The organism is Streptomyces sp. NPDC001750 (genome assembly GCF_042892615.1).
In the GTDB taxonomy this organism is placed as follows: Bacteria; Actinomycetota; Actinomycetes; order Streptomycetales; family Streptomycetaceae; genus Streptomyces.
Genome location: NZ_JBIAUE010000009.1, coordinates 222,086 through 239,884 on the forward strand (window position 1 = coordinate 222,086; position 17,799 = coordinate 239,884).

17 protein-coding genes are annotated in these 17,799 nt (G+C 70.8%); 9 read left to right on the forward strand and 8 right to left on the reverse strand.

Features of this window, described 5'->3' with window-relative positions; translation table 11 throughout:
* Positions 1-50: 50 nt before the first annotated feature.
* Together ACFYY6_RS17050 and ACFYY6_RS17055 are read right to left on the reverse strand one after the other, a co-directional pair.
* On the reverse strand, positions 51-689 hold the full coding sequence (locus tag ACFYY6_RS17050; RefSeq protein ID WP_389193773.1) for a PASTA domain-containing protein: 639 nt from the start codon (positions 687-689) through the stop codon (positions 51-53).
* Positions 690-826: 137 nt separating this feature from the next.
* Positions 827-1,474 (reverse strand): DUF3592 domain-containing protein, encoded by a 648-nt coding sequence (locus ACFYY6_RS17055; RefSeq protein WP_389193776.1) that lies wholly within the window; start codon positions 1,472-1,474, stop codon positions 827-829.
* Positions 1,475-2,008: 534 nt separating this feature from the next.
* Here ACFYY6_RS17055 and ACFYY6_RS17060 point away from each other — a divergent pair.
* From ACFYY6_RS17060 to ACFYY6_RS17090, 7 genes are all read left to right on the forward strand, one after another.
* Complete coding sequence (locus ACFYY6_RS17060) at positions 2,009-2,413, forward strand: hypothetical protein (RefSeq protein WP_389193779.1); 405 nt, start codon at positions 2,009-2,011, stop codon at positions 2,411-2,413.
* Between the two features lie 240 nt (positions 2,414-2,653).
* Positions 2,654-3,385: a DUF6333 family protein gene (locus ACFYY6_RS17065; protein WP_389193782.1), complete on the forward strand. Its 732-nt coding sequence runs from the start codon at positions 2,654-2,656 to the stop codon at positions 3,383-3,385.
* Positions 3,386-3,569: 184 nt separating this feature from the next.
* Entirely contained in the window at positions 3,570-6,014 is a 2,445-nt protein-coding gene (locus tag ACFYY6_RS17070; RefSeq protein ID WP_386606803.1) for an LPXTG cell wall anchor domain-containing protein, read from the forward strand.
* 251 nt (positions 6,015-6,265) lie between these two features.
* A complete protein-coding gene (locus ACFYY6_RS17075; RefSeq protein WP_351518904.1) occupies positions 6,266-6,628 on the forward strand; it encodes a hypothetical protein in 363 nt (120 codons plus the stop codon).
* A gap of 248 nt (positions 6,629-6,876) precedes the next feature.
* Entirely contained in the window at positions 6,877-7,827 is a 951-nt protein-coding gene (locus tag ACFYY6_RS17080) for a siderophore-interacting protein (RefSeq protein ID WP_351518902.1), read from the forward strand.
* A 134-nt stretch (positions 7,828-7,961) separates the two neighbouring features.
* Positions 7,962-8,858 carry an AraC family transcriptional regulator gene (locus ACFYY6_RS17085; protein WP_351518965.1) on the forward strand — a complete coding sequence of 299 codons (897 nt, stop codon included), beginning with the start codon at positions 7,962-7,964 and terminating at the stop codon, positions 8,856-8,858.
* A 165-nt stretch (positions 8,859-9,023) separates the two neighbouring features.
* Positions 9,024-10,040 (forward strand): serine/threonine dehydratase, encoded by a 1,017-nt coding sequence (locus tag ACFYY6_RS17090; RefSeq protein WP_351624051.1) that lies wholly within the window; start codon positions 9,024-9,026, stop codon positions 10,038-10,040.
* An 80-nt stretch (positions 10,041-10,120) separates the two neighbouring features.
* Here ACFYY6_RS17090 and ACFYY6_RS17095 read toward each other — a convergent pair whose 3' ends face one another.
* On the reverse strand, positions 10,121-10,732 hold the full coding sequence (locus ACFYY6_RS17095) for a TetR/AcrR family transcriptional regulator (protein ID WP_351518900.1): 612 nt from the start codon (positions 10,730-10,732) through the stop codon (positions 10,121-10,123).
* A gap of 100 nt (positions 10,733-10,832) precedes the next feature.
* On the opposite strand from ACFYY6_RS17095, the gene ACFYY6_RS17100 reads away from it, so the two are divergent.
* Positions 10,833-11,774 carry a beta-ketoacyl-ACP synthase III gene (locus ACFYY6_RS17100; protein ID WP_351518899.1) on the forward strand — a complete coding sequence of 314 codons (942 nt, stop codon included), beginning with the start codon at positions 10,833-10,835 and terminating at the stop codon, positions 11,772-11,774.
* 224 nt (positions 11,775-11,998) lie between these two features.
* Here ACFYY6_RS17100 and ACFYY6_RS17105 read toward each other — a convergent pair whose 3' ends face one another.
* From ACFYY6_RS17105 to ACFYY6_RS17120, 4 genes are all read right to left on the reverse strand, one after another.
* Positions 11,999-12,232, reverse strand: a complete 234-nt coding sequence (locus ACFYY6_RS17105) for a hypothetical protein (protein WP_351518898.1) — start codon at positions 12,230-12,232, stop codon at positions 11,999-12,001.
* 94 nt (positions 12,233-12,326) lie between these two features.
* Positions 12,327-13,220, reverse strand: coding sequence for an SDR family oxidoreductase (locus ACFYY6_RS17110; protein ID WP_351518896.1), 894 nt, complete (start codon positions 13,218-13,220; stop codon positions 12,327-12,329).
* Positions 13,217-14,197, reverse strand: coding sequence for an alpha/beta fold hydrolase (locus tag ACFYY6_RS17115; protein ID WP_351518894.1), 981 nt, complete (start codon positions 14,195-14,197; stop codon positions 13,217-13,219). Before ACFYY6_RS17115 ends, ACFYY6_RS17110 begins: the two co-directional genes overlap by 4 nt.
* Complete coding sequence (locus tag ACFYY6_RS17120) at positions 14,194-15,804, reverse strand: NAD(P)/FAD-dependent oxidoreductase (protein WP_351624047.1); 1,611 nt, start codon at positions 15,802-15,804, stop codon at positions 14,194-14,196. Before ACFYY6_RS17120 ends, ACFYY6_RS17115 begins: the two co-directional genes overlap by 4 nt.
* A 167-nt stretch (positions 15,805-15,971) precedes the next feature.
* On the opposite strand from ACFYY6_RS17120, the gene ACFYY6_RS17125 reads away from it, so the two are divergent.
* The gene (locus tag ACFYY6_RS17125; protein WP_389193935.1) at positions 15,972-16,631 is read left to right on the forward strand and encodes a MerR family transcriptional regulator; all 660 of its coding nucleotides are present in this window, start codon (positions 15,972-15,974) and stop codon (positions 16,629-16,631) included.
* Between the two features lie 348 nt (positions 16,632-16,979).
* On the opposite strand, the gene ACFYY6_RS17130 is transcribed toward ACFYY6_RS17125, so the two are convergent.
* Positions 16,980-17,798 (reverse strand): exodeoxyribonuclease III, encoded by an 819-nt coding sequence (locus ACFYY6_RS17130; protein ID WP_389193787.1) that lies wholly within the window; start codon positions 17,796-17,798, stop codon positions 16,980-16,982.
* Position 17,799 lies beyond the last annotated feature (1 nt).

The window sequence follows — 17,799 nt, forward strand, 5'->3', positions numbered from 1 at the left end:
CGGAGAGCTCAGGAGCCGTCCCGCTTCACCCCATCCCATCCCGAGGGTGGCTACGGGCAGGACTCGTCGAACTTGACCGCGGTGAACTCGACGGGCTGGCCGTTGAGCGCGGCTCCGGCCTTCGGGTCCTGCGTGCAGACCTTCCAGTTGCTCTCCATCAGGACCATGCGGTCGCGGGCGGCGTCCTTGACGGTGAGCGAGGTGCTTGAGTCGAGGGCGCCTCGTGCCGCTTTGACGGACTTGCCGACGAAGTCGGGCATGGACTTCCCGGCCGGAGCGGGCTCCTGCTGGTCCGTGGAGGGGCAGGTTTCTTCCAGCTTCACCGCGCCGAAGTCGAGTGCGGTGTCGACCGGGACGGTCTTGCCCGGGGCGTGGTTCTGTGAGCAGACCTTCCAGTTGCGGTCCAACGCCTGCATCCGGCCCCGACCGGCACTGTCATGGGATTTCAGTACGTAGAACCCTTCGGCCTGCGCCTTGTCCTGCGCGGACTGCAACCCCATCCCGACGAAGTCCGGCACCTTCTTCCGCTCGACAGGCTTGTCGTCCTGCTCCGCTGGAGTCGTATGCGAAGCGGCGGCGGTGGGCGGTGGCGTGTCGGTCTGTTGCGGGGCCTTGGTGCCCGGGTCGCAGCCCAACAGGGTCACGGTGGCCAGACCGACCAGCGCGGCAGTGGCGGTGCGGGTTCGCACGTTGCCCCCCAAGGGTGGTTCAAAAGGAAATGATGGAAATGACCGTATCCGGACCTCTCAGCCTGGTGAAACACGCCCCGGGGCTCACCGGCCTGATCGAGGACGGCGGATTCGCTCAACTCCTTCACCGCGTTCGCTCAGCTCCTTCCCCGCGTTCGCCGCCAGCTCCTCATCGCCTGGGACGCCGTCACGGCCGCCGTCACCGTGAGCACTCCGAGGGCCGTCCCGACGACGGGTGGCGTGAGCCAGGGCCAGGGCGCCATCGCATTCGGGAAGTCCACGCGGTTGTACGGGTCGACATACACATGGACTCGGTCACCGACGCGGGTGGACGCGCCGCAGGCATCCCTGTCGGTCAAGTACTTCGTGCGGCCGTTCGGGAGACGGAGCGTGCAGTGGTACCTCTCACCTGCTCCTGCCGAACGCTCGACGTGGAGGATCTTGGTGACCGTCGCGGGCGTCTCTTCGCCGCGCCAGTTCAGCACGGCTTGACCGACCCCCAACGACGCCACCACCAGGAGGAACATCAGGCAGAGAGCCAGGGCCAGCGCCCACGGGCCCTCCCTGACGCACATGGGCGTGGCCCCCACGACGATCGCCACCAGGAACAGCGGCACCGCGATCAACGGCCTGCTCTGCACCGTCATGACGAACACCAGCCCGCATCCCGCTACCAGCAATGCCGCACCGAGGCCCAGGCCGGCCCCCACCAGGCGCGGCCGACGCGGCGCCCACTGGCTCGCCCGCCGCGCGCGACGCCCGGCACTCCATCCGTTCCCCGTCATGTTGCCGCCTTCCTCACCGGAGCATCCGACTCGTCGGCGTCGCCACGCGTGTCTCGTCCGACGTGACGAGCACCCGCCTCGGCGGACCAGGATGCCCGGACGTCTCTCGGCCCGGTTCCGCTCGACCTCGACACAGTGACGAGGCCTTCACTGTGTCAAGGAGGTGGTCCCGATGACCAGGCCGGAAGAGGACGCGAACACGTTGCCGGCTCATTGCACCCGCTGTCCACGATCGGGGATCGGCAGGCGTGACCGGCGATCACACCGACGCTGGTGCCCGACGCCGACGACGAGGCGGCCCGGCGCCTGAGAGGGTGCGCATGCCATTCCCGGGTCACCGAAGGTGGCGATACGGGGACGTCCAACCGGAGCAGGGAGCCGTGCCCGGTCACGAACACCCACGGACGTCAGCGAAACGTGAGCGGAACGTCAGCCGTGAGCCGGAGAGTGGAGGGGCGCCGACGAGCCGGGCCCGGTGATTGACCACACCGGGCCCGGCTCATACCCATGGCGTTCGAGCGAAAGGGATTCGGGATGAAGAAGTTCAAGGCTGCTCTCCTCGCAGCCGCCGTCGTCGCGGGCCTGGCCGTCTCCGCCACCCCGGCGCAGGCGCTCAGCCACTGCAACGTGGGCGGCGGTGGGGTCGTCATCTGCGAGTACGGCGTGAGTGTCTACACGTACTCGAACGGAACGAAGCAGGAATTCGCGATCGGCACCGACCTCGCCGTGTGGACGCGCTGGACGAACACCTCCGGCACCTGGACCTCGTGGACGTCCATGGGCGGGGAGTGGCGCAGCGGCGTCGGCATCCGCACGCAGCAGGTGAGCCCCTATCTCTTCGCCATCGTCCTCAAGGGTACCGACGGCTGGCTGTGGGCCAACTGGCGTGACAGCAACGGCAACTGGACCGGATGGGGACACCTCCCCGACCCGACGTGAACCGCCCCTGGGCGCGCCCCGGGGCGGGAACGGGGCCGTTGCCGAGGCGTTACTTCTGCTGATCCCGGACTCCTGCCGCCGGGCGGTGCCTGGCGGCAGGACTTCGCGCCCGGTGGTCACGAAGCCTTGAGCCGCTGGCCTTCCGTATGCCCCTCACTCGTCAACTCCCCAGCGTGGGCGGCAGATCGGTAGGTGCTCGGTCGCGGGTACAAGCGCCGACGCGCCACTACCGTTGCGGCCATGAACAGCAACGGATTCTGGACCTCCCCGCCGGACCGGACGGTCCGCGGCTCCATGGGGCACTGCAACCTCACCGTCCTCCAGCCTCCATTCGACACGGACCTCCGGGGCCGCACTCACGCCCTTCCCCCCAACGACCTTGCGCGAGCAGTGGCGTTCGCCGCCTCCTTCGGCACGGTCGAGGCGATCGTCGAAGACCTCGGGCCCCGGTCCGCCCTCGACGTGCCCTACCCCGACCGGCGCACCGATCTGGACGTCGTACAGGCCGGCGCGTGGGGTCACGTCCTGGGGATCTGCGATCCGGCGCTCGCCGACAATGGCAATGACACCCCGCTGCTGTACGAGGCACAGGCGCTGCGGGAGCGGTTCCCCGACGCCCGTGTCGTCGGCCGCGTCCACTTCCACGCGGGCGCCGATCACACCGAGGACATCGTGTGGCTGCCGGACGGCGCCATGTTCCACGCCTCCGGGTGGCCCGGGGACGAACCGTTCGTCATAGGCGGCGATCCCGACGCCGTGATCGCCTCCCTGGGTCTGACCACCGAGGTGTTGGAGAACGCCGGCCTCTACCTGGACGAGGACGAACCCGACGAGACCGAGTGGTCCGCCCTCGCCACCCTCGCCCTGGGACGGGCCGACCCCTGGAACCGTCCCGACGTACAGACCCAGGCGTTCCGCGTCGGTCACACCGAGTCCGCGGTCCGCGCGATGGAGCACCTGTACTTCGTCTGACCGCCACAACCCAGCCCGAATCTCCTTCTTTTCACGGCAGTTGACACGTCGTGGCCGACGTCGTGAATGCGTTTGCCGTGACGGTGGATCCCCCTACTGTGGGAGGACGGCGCGTACACGTCACGGGGGCCTCGCGCGCCGCCGTACATCCCCCGGCCCCCAACCGAGGGGAAGACAAAGCACCTTGAACCGGAAATTACGCATTCCCGCACGGTGGCGGCTGACCGTGCGATGGGCCGCGGCCGGCACACTGGCCGCCGCCGTCGCCCTGACCGGACTGCCCGCCGTCGAGACCGCCTACGCGGCGGGTCCGCCCGTCCTGGCGAAACCCAAGCCGGGCACCGGCAAGCGCTGCGACACCCGCAACGGCCTCCCGGCCGCCAAGACCACTCCACGGGACTCCGGGTTTCCCGACGACCCGTCCGGGCTGCTCCACAAGTCCGATGAACTGCCGAAGAACTACGAATTCGACCTCCCCGGCAAGGCTTACGACGGACTGAGGGCGCCCACGGCGGCCCAGACGAAGCAGGCCCTGTCCAAGGTCCCCGGCGACCTGAAGAAGAACGTCGACGCCTGGACCAAGCAGGCCGACTCCTCCGGCAAGCCCGCCGACCGGGCCATGGAGATCTACGCCCGTTTCCTCGCGAACGCAGAGGGCCTGACGTTCGACCACTGGTTCAAGCACCGCTACATACGTAATCAGACGAACAACCACAAGGGTTCCGGCTTCGAGCGCCAGCTCGTCAAGGACTACAAGCTCATCGGCCCCGACTGGCTCTGCGAGTACTACGTCGAACTCTTCGACAAGGACGGCAACAAGGTCGGCGAACGCCGGTACGACGCCTACAACAAGCGCACCAAGGAGTTCAACGAGTTCAAGTCCAACTCGCGGCTCGACCCCAAGCAGCTCGCCAAGGACCGCGTCGTCGCCAAGTCGATGCCGGACCACACCTTCCGCTTCACCGGCGCGAAGAGGTTCACCCGCGGTCAGCAGCAGCACATCACCGACCTCAACCGTGACGTCGTCAAGGACCGGCCCGGCACGTCCAACCAGGTCCGGGGCAACCAGCGCTTCTACAACCCCGTCGGCAAGACCACTCCGATCCCCGGCTACAGCAGGAACGACGGTTCGTTCGCCCCCGGCTGCCAGACCGGCGGCAGTGCGCGTGTCCGAATCGCCGCCGCCTCGTCGTGCGGTACGCGCGGTCCGCTGAACGACCGGATCAACGGCTCCGGCCGCACGCTGGACGAGGCCCGGCGCATCCAGGCCGACGCCCGCCGCCTCGACACCCGGGGCACCCTTCCCCGAGGGGGACCCGGCGGCGTGGACTTCACCACCCTGGAGCTGCGCTACGTCGGCGGTCTCGGCAAGGGCAAGGGCATCCAGTACTCGATGAAGGCCGACATGATGCCGGACCCGGACGAGAACCCGGGCTTCGGCGGCGAGGCCAAGATGCAGCTCGCCTCCGACGCCCTGTTCACGTGGCTGGCGCTCACGCCGGAGAAGTTCTGGGTCAACCTCAACCCGGACCAGCCCGACAAGATCATGGACTCGAAGTTCGCGTCCACCGACGCCGGGCGGATCCTTCTCGACGCCGACCTGGACATGAAGTTCGACTTCGCCGAGGCCATCAACCCGGAGAAGCACGCGGGCGCACGCCGTTTCTGGGACACCCAGCCCCGCGAGGACGGCATCCCGTGCTTCCCCGAGGTCCGGCTGTGGATCGAGCCGGAGGTGGCCCAGGTCCGTGAGCAGGACGGCGGCATCTACATCCTGGACGCGCCGCTGAAGGTGTCCACCGAGTGGATGGACATGGACTGGTCCGCCCCCGGTGCCCACAACTGCACCTTCACCGAGGCCGAGAAGCGCTTCAGCGAGGCCAACCTGCGCACCAACGTGATGCCCGAGGTGTCCAAGCGGGTCAACACCGGCGCGAACTACGCCGACCTGCGCCGCGTCTACACCTCCCGCGTCGCGGCCGAGTACATCCGCCGGCAGGACGCCAAGTCGCCGACCGACTTCCGTCCGTTCATCGACTCCAACGACGTCTCCGCCTGGCCGCTGCGTGCCCCGAACGAGAAGTGGACCAAGCAGGGCACCTACGACCGGTACATGAAGTCCCTCCGCGAGGGCGTCGAGTGGTTCGAGCTGAAGTACGACGGCAAGACCTTCACCCAGGGCGTCGGCGGTGTCGACTTCTCCAAGTCGCCGAAGCGGAACATCACCAAGGTCCGCTTCCAGACGGAGAACCGCGACCTGGACAACACCACCCACAACTCCCTGAAGTCCGACGACACGTCGTACCGGGACACCGACACCCTCTACCTGGGCGGAGGAACCCGTATCGGGGACGACGACAACCCGGCCCCGACGCCCACTCCGACACCGACCCCCACCCCGACGGACAAGCCCACCGACAAGCCGACCACCCCGGCGCCGGCGCCGACGACCCCGCCCACCGGCGGCGCGGGCGACGGCCAGAACCCGCCGAAGGACCCGGACGGCAACCTCGCCCACACCGGCTCCGACACCCCCGTCGGCCTGATCGCCGCGATCGCCGCGGCCCTCGCCGCACTCGGCGGCGGCCTCGTGTGGTGGAAGCGACGCCGGACGACCACCCGGCCGTAGCCGGACGCGATTCGGCCCGATGAGCGGTCTCGGCCCCGCTCCTGTCCACCGGACAGGGGCGGGGCCGAAGCCGTCCACGGAGCACCGACGGCCCGTCACCCGGCCGGACCCTCCGCCGCCGCCCGCTTGAAGACCCGGAATTGAACATGTTCAATAACGGCAGAACGTGCGGCCCCTCTCCACAGGGGCCCGGTCACGCTGCCCCCGAGTCCGGATCCGAACCCTCCCCTCCAGGAAGGCGGGCGTCCCCCATGACACAGACGGACACTTCACACCGCAGGATCAGATTCGTCGTTCCGGCCGCTTGGTACGTCGGCCTCGTCTCCGTGACCTCCGTCGCGTTCGACGCCATGGGCCAACCGGAGATCCTGGCGTACGTCCTGCTACTGGCGACCTTCCTGGGGGTCCACCTGGCCGTCCTCGCCCTGTCGTACCTGCCGCTCACCCTTCTCGGCGAAGCGCTGGACACCACGGCCCCGGATGCCGACCCGAGCCTGTTCGACTCACTGCCACTGTTCGCGACGGGAGCGGTCGCGAACGTCCTTCTCGTATGCGGCTTCGCCGCCCTCGTGCGGCTCATGCAGCGCGCGGCGCACCGCGAATCCGGCCAGTGACAAGCGGCGGTGAGCGGGAGGACATCCCGGCGGGCTGCGGGTCGACACGCGGAGCGGACGAAGACGCCCCGAGGGCGAATCCCGCGCCTCATGGCACAGCGCACGGGCATGGATGCGCCGATCGTCCTGGATCGCGCGCTGTCCGTCCTGGCCGCACACCACGAACATCCCGCACGCTAGGTAGGTAAGGCAAACCTAATTAACCTACGAGGTATCGCCACCTCCCGACCAGTCAGGACCGCCCTCCCATGTCACTGACCGACGCGTCCCCCGCCGAGGCCACCAGGACCCCCGAGACCGCCGACGCCACCGACACCGTCGAGTCCTCCACTGCCGAGCAGCAGCCCCGCTACCGCGTCCACCGCGCCGTCGTGGTGGCCAGGACCCAGCTGGCGCCGCGCTTCGTGCGCGTCACCCTCGGCGGCCCCGGGCTGCGCGGCTTCCGGACCTCGGGCGCGGCGGCGAAGACCAAGATCTTCCTGCCCGCCGAGCCCGGCGCGGAACTCGTTCTTCCCCGCATCGACGAGAACCTGCGGTTCGTGTACCCGGAAGGCGCCCGGCCGGCGATCGTCCGCACCTACACCGTCCGTGACCACCGGCCCGAGTCCGGCGAGGTGGACATCGACTTCGCCATCCACCAGAACGGCCCGGCCGCCCTCTGGGCCGCCACCGCGCAGCCCGGCAGCGCCATCGGGATATCGGACGGCAACGGACAGCTCCCTCCCACGGCCTCCGACGTCCTGTTCGTCGGCGACCCGGCATCGCTGCCCGCCATCGAGACCCTCGCCGAAGAACTCGGTGCCGACGCGTCGATCCGCATCATCCTGCTGGCATGCGACCACGACGACGAGGTACCGCTCGCCGAGTCGCTGAGCGACACCGCCTGCCGGTGGGTCCACGCCCCGCACGGGACGGACGCCGGGGACGTGCTCGTCTCGGCCGTATGCGACGAACTGACCCGCCGGGCCACCGAGCACGTCTGGGTGTCCGGGGAGTCCTCCAGCCTCAAGGCGCTCCGCCGATACCTGCGCACCCGGGCCGGGTTCGCCAAGAGCGCTTCCCCGGTCGTCGGTTACTGGCGGCGGACCATGGCCACGGACGAGTTCGAGGGCAACCTCTTCGCCCGTGTCCGTGAGGCGATGACCGCGGGCGCCGAGCTGACTCGGCAGGACGTGGACGAGATGACCGTCGACGAGTGACGGCCGCCCCTCGCTCGTGCCTCGCGTGCCTCGTACCTCATACCTCGTACAGGGCTGCGCGCACGCGGCACGCGGCGCTCGAAGAAGGTTGGATCGGGAGGGGGGAGAGGAAGGGACGTGGTGATGTGCTGACGATGCTGGAGGCCGACGTCTTCCCGCCCGGACAGATCGCTCTCGCCGCCGAAAGCACTACGGTGAGCCGCCCCGTCTGCGCGCACTCGCACGACTTCGCCGAGTTCGCGTTCGTCCGGTCCGGCCGGGCCGAGCAGCACACGGAACAAGGTGTCACCGCCCTGCGGGAGGGCAGCCTGGTGGTCCTGGCCCCGGGAAGCTGGCACGCCACCGAGCCCGAGGGCGATCTGGCGATCACCAACGTGTATCTCTCCAGCTCGCTGCTGGCCTGCGAACTCGCCTGGCTGGCCGACCTCCCGCGCATCGGCCCCCTGCTGCACCCCGGCGTCGGACGCCATGGCAGCGCGTCGGCCATGACCCTCGAACTGGACCCCGCCATTCACCGGAGGACCGAGGAGCCCCTGGAGAGGTTCGTCGAGGCGAACGGCCAGAGCCTGTTCTCCCGCCTGGCACGGTTCTTCGACCTGCTGGCCGTGCTCGCCCCGGCCCTGGAGAACGACGAGCTGGGACGGAACGCGGACGTCCGCCCGCCGCCGCACCACCGGCGCTCCACCACCGCCTCCCACCTGGTCACCCACTACCGGCACGGCGTCGCCCACGCGATCTCGCTCCTCCACGACCGGATCGACGAGCACTGGACCCTCACGGCGCTGGCACGGGAGGCGTCGCTCTCCCCCTCTCAGTTCGCCCGGGTCTTCCGCGCCGACACGGGCACCTCGCCCATGGCCTACCTCCAGCGGATCAGAGCGGAACGGCTGGCGTACCTGCTGCGCACCACCGACACCACCATCGCGGCCGCCGCCCACGCCGTCGGCTGGCACGACCCCGGCTACGCCACCCGCCGCTTCCGCGCCCACTGGAACACCACGCCTCGCGCGTACCGCAACCGCATCCGGTGAACGGGACCGCAGCGCAGCAGTACGCCGAGCTCAGCCCGGCACACACGTGACAGCGACCCGGGCACACGTGGCGTGACCGGCGCACACGTACTCCGACAGCCTGTTTTACTGAGCCGACCGGATCGTCCCACCGGCCCGTGTCCCCCTCCCGGCAGGAGCAACGAAGTGCAGCAGCTCAGGTACGACGACATCAAGGCCGCCACCGACCGGATCACCGGACACGTCCGCCCGGTCGCCGTCGCGCCCGTCGACCCGGGAACGGTCCGTACGGCATACCTCGGTGCCTCCGACGGCAAGTCCGAGGCTCCCCTCGGGGACGTCTGGTTCGCGCTGGAGTTCCTGCAGCACACCGGCTCCTTCAAGGCGCGCGGCGCACAGAACTTCATCCAGGCCCACCGCGAGGCCGGCACCCTGCCGGACGCGGGAGTGACCATCGCCTCGGGCGGCAACGCCGGGCTCGCCTGCGCCTGGGCCGCGCGGCAACAGGGCGTGCGGGCAACGGTGTTCCTGCCGACGCTCGCCCCGGCGGTCAAGGTCGCCAGGCTCCGCGAACTCGGCGCGGACGTACGGATCGTAGGCGCGGAGTACGCCGAAGCCCTGGAGGCGTGTGCGGAGTTCGCCACCTCGACCGGCGCCCTCGCCTCGCACGCGTACGACCACCCGCTGATCGCCGCCGGGTCCGGGACCCTGATGGAGGAGATTCACGCCCGAATCCCCGGCCTGGACACCGTGGTGGTCTCGGTCGGCGGCGGCGGTCTGCTCGCCGGTGTCGCCACCGCCGCCCGGCACCACGGAATCCGTACGGTCGCCGTCGAACCGGAGAACTGCCGGGCGCTGAACGCCGCCGTCGAGGCCGGTGCCCCGGTCGACGTGCCCGTCGACTCGGTCGCCATCGACTCCCTCGGCGCCCGCCGCGCCACCGCGCTCGCCCTGCACGCCGCCCGCCAGGAGGACGTGCGCTCCGTCCTGGTACCGGACAGCGAGATCGTCCACGCCCGCCGGGCGCTGTGGGACCAGCACCGCGTCGCCGTCGAACACGCCGCCTCCGCCGCCCTGGCCGCGCTCACCGCGTCGGCCCCGTACGGCTACCGCCCGAGTGAGGGCGAGAGGATCGCCGTCGTCCTGTGCGGCGCGAACACCGATCCGAGCGATCTGGCGTCCACCGCCGACGATCGCTCCTGACACCTCGGTGACGGGCGGGCCCCGGCCGTGAACCGGCGGTCGGGGGCAGTCCCGCACGGCCCGGCCCCGGAGCCGTCCGCTCAGGATGTCGGCAGCAGGCGGTCGAGGGCGCGGCGGGTGCGTTCGGGGGCCTGCGGGTCCCGTTCCAGCTGGATCGCGTGGTTGAGGCCCATGTAGAGGCCGATCAGCTCGAAGGCGATCTGGCGGGGGTCGGTGTCGGCGGGCAGCTCGCCCGCCCGTACCGCCAGGCGCAGGTCCACCACGAGGCGGCGCCGCCAGATGCGGAACAGCCGCTCCACCACGTCCCGGACCGGCCCGTCGGCGCGGCCGTCGAACTCGACCACCGCGGTGGTGAACAGGCAGCCGCCGGGGAACGCCTCCCGCTCGCGCTCCAGGTAGTCGATCCACCGCTCGCAGACCGCCCGCAGCCTGGTCAGCCCCGGCCCGGTGTCGGCGACCGGCTCCCACACCGACGCCAGGAAGATCACCGACGCCCGCTCCAGGGCGGCGAGTTGAAGCACCTCTTTGGTGCCGAAGTGGCCGAGCAGGCCGGACTTGCTCATCCCGAGGTCGGCGGCGAGACGCCCGATCGTGAGCCCTTCCAGGCCCTCGACCGAGGCGACCGCGACGCTGCGCTCGATGATCCGGTCCCGCGTCCTGCGGGCTTCGACGACGGAATTGCGCGGGCTCATGAGTTCCAGGGTATCCGGGGGCACGCCGTGCGCCGCGTTTTAACTTCCGATCGGTCGTTCGCTATATTCGCGGCATCCTGATGCCCACCAAGGAGCTGCCATGCCAGGAGCCCGCATCGCCGCGCTCGGCCACCACCAGCCGGACCGTGTGCTGACCAACGACGACCTCGCCACGATGGTGGAGACCGACGACGCGTGGATCCGGCAGCGCACCGGGATCGCCACCCGCCGCATCGCGGACGAGGAGTCGGTCGCCGACCTGGCCGCCGCCGCGGCGGGCAAGGCACTCGCCGCCTCCGGGCTCACCCCGCGGGAGATCGGCCTGGTCACCGTCGCCACCTGCTCGGCGATCGACCGCTGCCCCAGCATCGCCGCCCAGGTCGCCGGCCGCCTCGGCATCCCGGCCGCCGTCGCCTACGACCTCAACAACGGCTGCGCCGGCTTCTGCACCGCGCTGGCCACCGCCGACCACGCGGTACGTGCCGGGGCCGCCCGGCATGCCCTGGTCGTCGGCGCCGAGAAGATGTCCGACGTGACCGACTGGACCGACCGCAGCACCTGCGTCCTGCTCGGTGACGGCGCCGGGGCGGCGGTGGTGAGCGCGGCCGAGGACGACTCCATCGGTCCGGTCGTCTGGGGCTCGGACCCCACCCGGCGCGACGCGGTCCGGCTCGTCGACGACTGGCATCCGCACTTCGCCCAAGAGGGCCAGACGGTCTTCCGCTGGGCCACCACCGAACTCCCCGCGCTCGCCGCGGAAGCCTGCCGCCGGGCCGGGGTGGCCCCCGACGGCCTCGGCGCGATCGTCACCCATCAGGCGAACCTGCGCATCATCGACTCCGTCGTACGCCAACTCGCCCTGCCCGAAGGGGTCGTGGTCGCCCGCGACGTCGTCGACTCCGGCAACACCTCCGCCGCCTCCATCCCCCTCGCCCTGGCCAAGCTCGTCGAACGCGGCGAGGTCTCCCCCGGCGCGCCCGTACTGCTGTTCAGCTTCGGCGGCGGGCTGTCGTGGGCGGGGCAGGTGGTCCGCTGCCCGTGACCGGCGGGCACCTCGGCCTGGCGGACCACACGCATGAGGGGTGCGCCCGGTCTCCCGGGCACACCCCTCACGGACAACGCGCGTACTCGCGGACGACGCTCGGACTCACGGACCACCGACCCGCCGACCCGCGAAGTCGCGGGATCGAGAAGTCGCGAAGCCGAGAAGTCCGAAACCGACGAGTCGGGGACGCGTCAGCGCTCGCCGCTCCGGCGGCCGTGGCGTCAGCGGTCGTCGCGGCGCCGGTCGCGGATGTCGTTCTCCGCGTCCTGGAGCCTGTCACGACCCCGCTGCGACGTCTGCTGAGAGCGGTCGGACGTGCCCTGCATCCGGTCCCGGCCCTGCCCCGTCCGGCCGCGGCCCTGGCCGCGTTCCTCGTTGCGGCCCTCGTCCGACTTCTTCTTGGCCTGGTCGGCGAGCTGCTGCGCCTTGTCCTTGAACTGGTCTGCGATGCCCATGCTGTTCACTCCTCGTGGGTGCGTGGGGGCGGTCCGTGAGGACCTCGACCACAGTCGCACGCGCCGACACCCGCCGCATGTCGATCAGTCACGCTCAGTCACGCCGTGCGCGCACCGCCCGTGCGTCCTGATCCGCGGCTCCCCCGGCGCCCACGAGCCCGCTCCGCACGCCCGCCAGGCGCGGCCCGAACCGGCGCATCTCGCGCTGTCCCACGACCCCGATCAGCGTCGGCAGGTAGCCGCGTACGGACTGCATCCCCCGCAGCCACCGCTGCGCGTACACATGCGCGGAACGCCGTTCGATACCGGACACGATCCGGTCGACGGCCGGACCCAGCGGATATGTGCGGTTCGCGGGCCAGGGCAGTCGCTGCCTCAACTCCCGCATCACGTCGTCCTCGTCGGCGCCCCGCACCATGTCCGTGTCGGTCCAGGACAGATAGCCGACCCCGACCCGCACCCCGCGGTGGCCGACCTCCGCGCGCAGACTGTGCGCGAACGCCTCCACGCCCGACTTGGACGCGCAGTACGCGGTCATCATCGGCGCGGGCGTCATCGCGGCGAGCGAGGCTATCTGGAGGAAGTACCCGCGGCTCTCCATGAGCACCGGCAGGAACGCCCGCCCGGTGACGGCGCCGCCGATCAGGTTGACCTCGATGACCCGGCGCCACGCCTCCGGGTCCGAGTCGACGAACAGACCGCCCGTCGCCACCCCGGCGTTGGCGACGACGACGTCGACCTTCCCGAACCGCTCCTTGACCTCCTGGGCGACGCGGGCCATCGCCTCATGGTCGGTGACGTCCGCGAACCAGTGGTCGCCGTCTCCGTGCAGCCGCTCGGAGACCTTCTTCAGCTCGTCCGGTTCCAGGCCGACCAGCGCGAGCTTCGCGCCGCGCGCCGAGAGTCTGCGCGCCAGCAGTTCGCCGACGCCGCGCGCCGCGCCCGTGACGACGACGACCTGCCCTTCGAGACTCCGTGCACCGCTCATGCCACATCCTCCTTCTCGGCCGTGCCGTCGTCCCCCGCCGCGGTACGAGTCCCGCCGCGCGCGGCATCCGTGCCGCCCGCGGGGACGTACGCGATGATCAGCTCCCGGATCTTCGCGGTGACCGCCTCCGGAGCCTCCACCGGTGTCATGTGCCCCATCCCCGTCAGCACGGTCAGTCCCAGGGAGCCGGGCAGCGACGCCACGAGGGCGTGGGCGTGCGCGGGCGGCGTCAGCCGGTCCTCCGTACCCACGATCACCGCCGTCGGCACCTTCAACTCCCGTACGCAGGCGTCGAGGTCGAGGTCCGCGAGGACATGCCCCCAGGCCCGCCTCGCCGTTCGGGGGCAGGCGTGCACGATCCGGGCGCAGGTCTCGACCCGATCCGGAGCCGAACCCGGTGCCATCGTCCCGTACTTCAGCATCCGCCGTGACAACGGTGTGACCGGCCCGAGCGGTGCGGGCGAACGCAGGATCGCCCTGTGTATTCGGTCACGCACGCCCCCGGCCGGCAGCGGAACGACCCGCGACTCGGCGGCCAGCCGCGAACTGCCGGTGCTGCACAGCAGTACGGCGGCCGCATGGGCACGCAGACCGGGCCGCCGCGCGGCGGCCATCACCGTCATGCCGCCCATGGAGTGCCCGGCGATCACCGCCTTCTCGTCCGGCTCCAGGGCGGCGGCCAGCACCGCTTCGAGGTCGTCGGCGAGCGCCTCCGTGCTGTACCCCTCGCGGCCCACCTCGGGCGAACGGCCGTGCCCGCGCTGGTCGTAGGCGATGACGCGGTGATCCACCGCGAGGTCCCTGATCTGCGCGTCCCAGAAGCGGGTGCTGCACGTCCAGCCGTGCGACAGGACCACGGCGGGCGCGCCGTCCGGACCGTGCACCTCGACGTGGACACGGGCGCCGTCGGCGGAGAGCGCGGTCAGCGTGCGTATCGGAACGGGGGCGACGCCGTCGCCCCGCAGCAGCCGGCTCATCCCGCGGCCTTCTTCCCGGCGGACCCCGCCATGGCGGACGCCGCGGAACCTCCAAAAGCCCCGGAGGCGGCGGCCACCCCCGGCGCACCGGCGGCGACCGCCCCGACGACGGCACCCGCTCCGGCGGAGCGTTCCCGGGCCCGTACGACCTCGTACTCCCCCAGGTCCACCGCCCGCGTCACCTTCCGGAACTCGGTGGTGGTGCCCGGCCAGACGGTGGTGTTGCGCCCGTTGGCGTCCAGGTACCAGCTGTCGCAGCCGCCGGTGTTCCACACGGTGCGCTTCATCCGCTGCTGGACTCGACGGTTCCAGACGTCCACCGCGGAGCGGCGCGCGTCGAGGGCGACCCGGCCGCCGAGCACGTTCAATTGGCGCAGGTAGTCGGCCATGTAGTTCAGCTGGGACTCGATCATCAGGATCATCGAGGAGTTCCCGAGACCCGTGTTGGGGCCGATGATCGTCATCCAGTTCGGGAACCCGTCCGTGGTCGCGCCGCGCAGCGCCCGCATGCCGCCCTTCCACGCCTCGGCGAGCGTGGTGCCCTCCGCGCCCACCACCCGCTCGGCGATCGGCATGTCGGTGACGTGGAAGCCGGTGCCGAAGATGATGGCGTCGACCTCGGCCTCCGTGCCGTCGGACGCGACGACCGTGGAGCCGCGCACCTCGGCCAGGCCGGAGGTCACGACATCGACATTGGGCCGGGCCAGAGCCGGGTAGTAGGTGCTGGACAGCAGGATCCGCTTGCAGCCGATGCGGTAGGAGGGGGTCAACTTGGCCCGCAGCACGGGGTCCTTGATGGCGCGCGCCATGTTGGACCGGGCGATCTTCTCGACCAGACCCAGCTCGTTCGGGTGCTTGGTGAAGGCACTCACCTGCAGCTCCCGGATCCCCCACAGCAGTCCGCGACGCGCGGTTCCGGAGATCGGGAGCGTGCGGTGAAGCCAGCGCTCGGCACCGCTGATCCGGCGGTCCATGCGCGGCATGACCCAGGGCGGGGTGCGCTGGAACAGCGTCATCCGGCCGACCTTGGGCTGGATCGCGGGCACGATCTGGATGGCGGAGGCGCCGGTACCGACCATCGCGACGCGCTTGCCGGTCAGGTCGTAGTCGTGGTCCCAGCGCGCCGAGTGGAAGATCCGCCCGGGGAACCCTTCGAGGCCGGGGATGTCCGGCGTCTTCGGGTCCGAGAGCGGGCCGGTCGCGGAGATGACGACGTCGGCCGTGAAGGTCGCCCCGTTGGCCGTCTCTATCCGCCAGTACAGCTCCTCGCGATCCCACCGCATGAGCGTTACTTCGTGGTTGAGCCGTATGTGCGAACGCAGCCCGAAGGTGTCCGCCACGTGTTCCAGGTAGGCGCGGATGTGCTCCTGCCCGGAGAAGGTGCGCGGCCACTCGGGGTTGGGCGCGAACGAGAACGAGTAGAGGTGCGACGGCACGTCGCAGGCGCAGCCCGGATAGCTGTTGTCGCGCCAGGTGCCGCCCACGGAGTCGGCCCGTTCGAGGACGACGAAGTCCGTGACGCCCTCGCGGCGCAGCCGGACCGCGGCCCCGAGGCCGCCGAATCCGGATCCGATCACCGCCACTCTTACGTGCTCGTGCTGGGTCATGCTGCCGCCTCCCGCGATACGTCACACGACTCCGCCAGCAATCACTGGCGCGATGGGAGCCTAGAACAGCTCCGTACCGATGGGTAGGGGTACGGCGAAGGGAAGTTACCGTCGGTACGACGTAAGGTGCGGATGTGGTTGAAGGACGCGATCATCGTGAGTACCGGATGGAGGAGCTGGCCAAGGAGGCCGGCATCCCCGTGCGGACCGTGCGCTTCTACCGGGAGCGCGGCCTGATCTCGCCGCCCCGCCGGGAGGGGCGCATCGCCTGGTACGACGACCACCACCTGGCCAGGCTGCGCACCATCGCGGGCCTGCTGGAGCGCGGCCACACCCTCACGGGGATCGCCGATCTCGCCCGCACGTTCGAGAGCGGACGGGATGTCGCCGAGGTGCTGGGACTGGGCGAACCGACCGAGGAGACCCCGGTCCGCATGACGCCCGAACAGCTCGCGGACTACTTCGAGGGCGAGACCACCCCGGAGAACCTGGCCACCGCGCTGGAGCTGGGCTACCTGGCCACCGACGGCGACGAGATCGTCCACATCAGCCGCCGCCTGCTGGAGGCATCGGCCGAACTGGTGCGCGAGGGCGTACCGCTCGCCACGGTCCTCGCGGCCGGCCGCCGCGTCCGCGAACACATGGACGCCCTGGCGGACCTCTTCGTGAACGTGCTCGAAGCGCGCACCGACGCCCCCGAACCGCCCCAGCTCCGCCCGCTGGCCCGCGCGGTGATGGACGCCGAGCTGTCCATGGCCCTGGACCGCCGACTGCGCCGCGAGCCCCCCGACCGGCCACCGGCGGACCGGGAGCCCACGCCGCCCTGACCCGCCGCCGCCCCGGCACGCGGACCGGAACACCGCGAACGGGCGGGAACGGGGGCGCGGCCGGGCGCGGCGATCACGGCACGCCCCAAGACGGCCGGCCGGGAACGGAGGGGCGGAACGGACAAGCGGGAAAGGGTGCACGGAAACGGACGACGCAAAAGAGGAGTCCGCGGTTCCGCCCCTTTGGTCCCGACTCCTGGCGGCGACTCCGGTCCGCGGTTCCGGTTCACGATTCCGGTCCGCGTTCCGGACCGTGTTTCCGCCCCGGGGCGCCAGGCCCATGGCGTTCGACGCCCCCGGCCCACGCCGGATCCGCTCACACCAGGCCCGTCCTCACGCCAGGTCCGCTCACGCCAGGTCGTAGGTCACCGTCACCGGGGCATGGTCGCTCCACCGCTCCGGGTGCGTCTCGGCCCGCTCGACCCAGCCCTTGACCGCGCGGGCGGCCAGACCCGGCGTAGCCACCTGGTAGTCGATCCGCCAGCCGGCGTCGTTGTCGAAGGCCCGCCCGCGGTAGGACCACCACGAGTACGGCCCCTCCTGGTCCGGGTGCAGGGCCCGTACGACGTCGACGTACCCGGCCTCGTCGAAGACCCGGGTCAGCCATTCCCGCTCCTCGGGCAGGAAGCCGGAGTTCTTCTTGTTGGCCCGCCAGTTCCTCAGATCGGCCTCGCGGTGGGCGATGTTCCAGTCGCCGCAGACCACGACCTCGCGCCCGTCGGCGGCGGCCCGGTCCTTGAGGTCCTTCAGGTACGGGAGGAACGCGGCCATGAACCGTTCCTTCTCCTCCTGCCGCTCCGTACCGACCTCGCCGGAGGGCAGATACAGGCTGGCGACCGTCACACCGGGGAGATCGACCTCGACGTAGCGGCCACTGGCGTCGAACTCCTCGCTCCCGGCGGGGCCGAAACCGCCGAACCCGATCTGCACCCGCTCCGGCGCACGCCGGGTGTAGAGCGAGACACCCGCCCGCCCCTTGGCGGCCGCGGGGGCGTGCACGGTGTGCCAGCCCTCGGGGTCACGCACCTCGTCCGGCAGCTGCCGCGGCTCGGCACGTACCTCCTGGAGGCAGATCACATCGGCCTCGGTCCCGGCCAGCCACTCGACGAATCCCTTCTTGGCGGCGGCACGGAGCCCGTTTACATTGGCGGTGGTCACTGTGTACAAA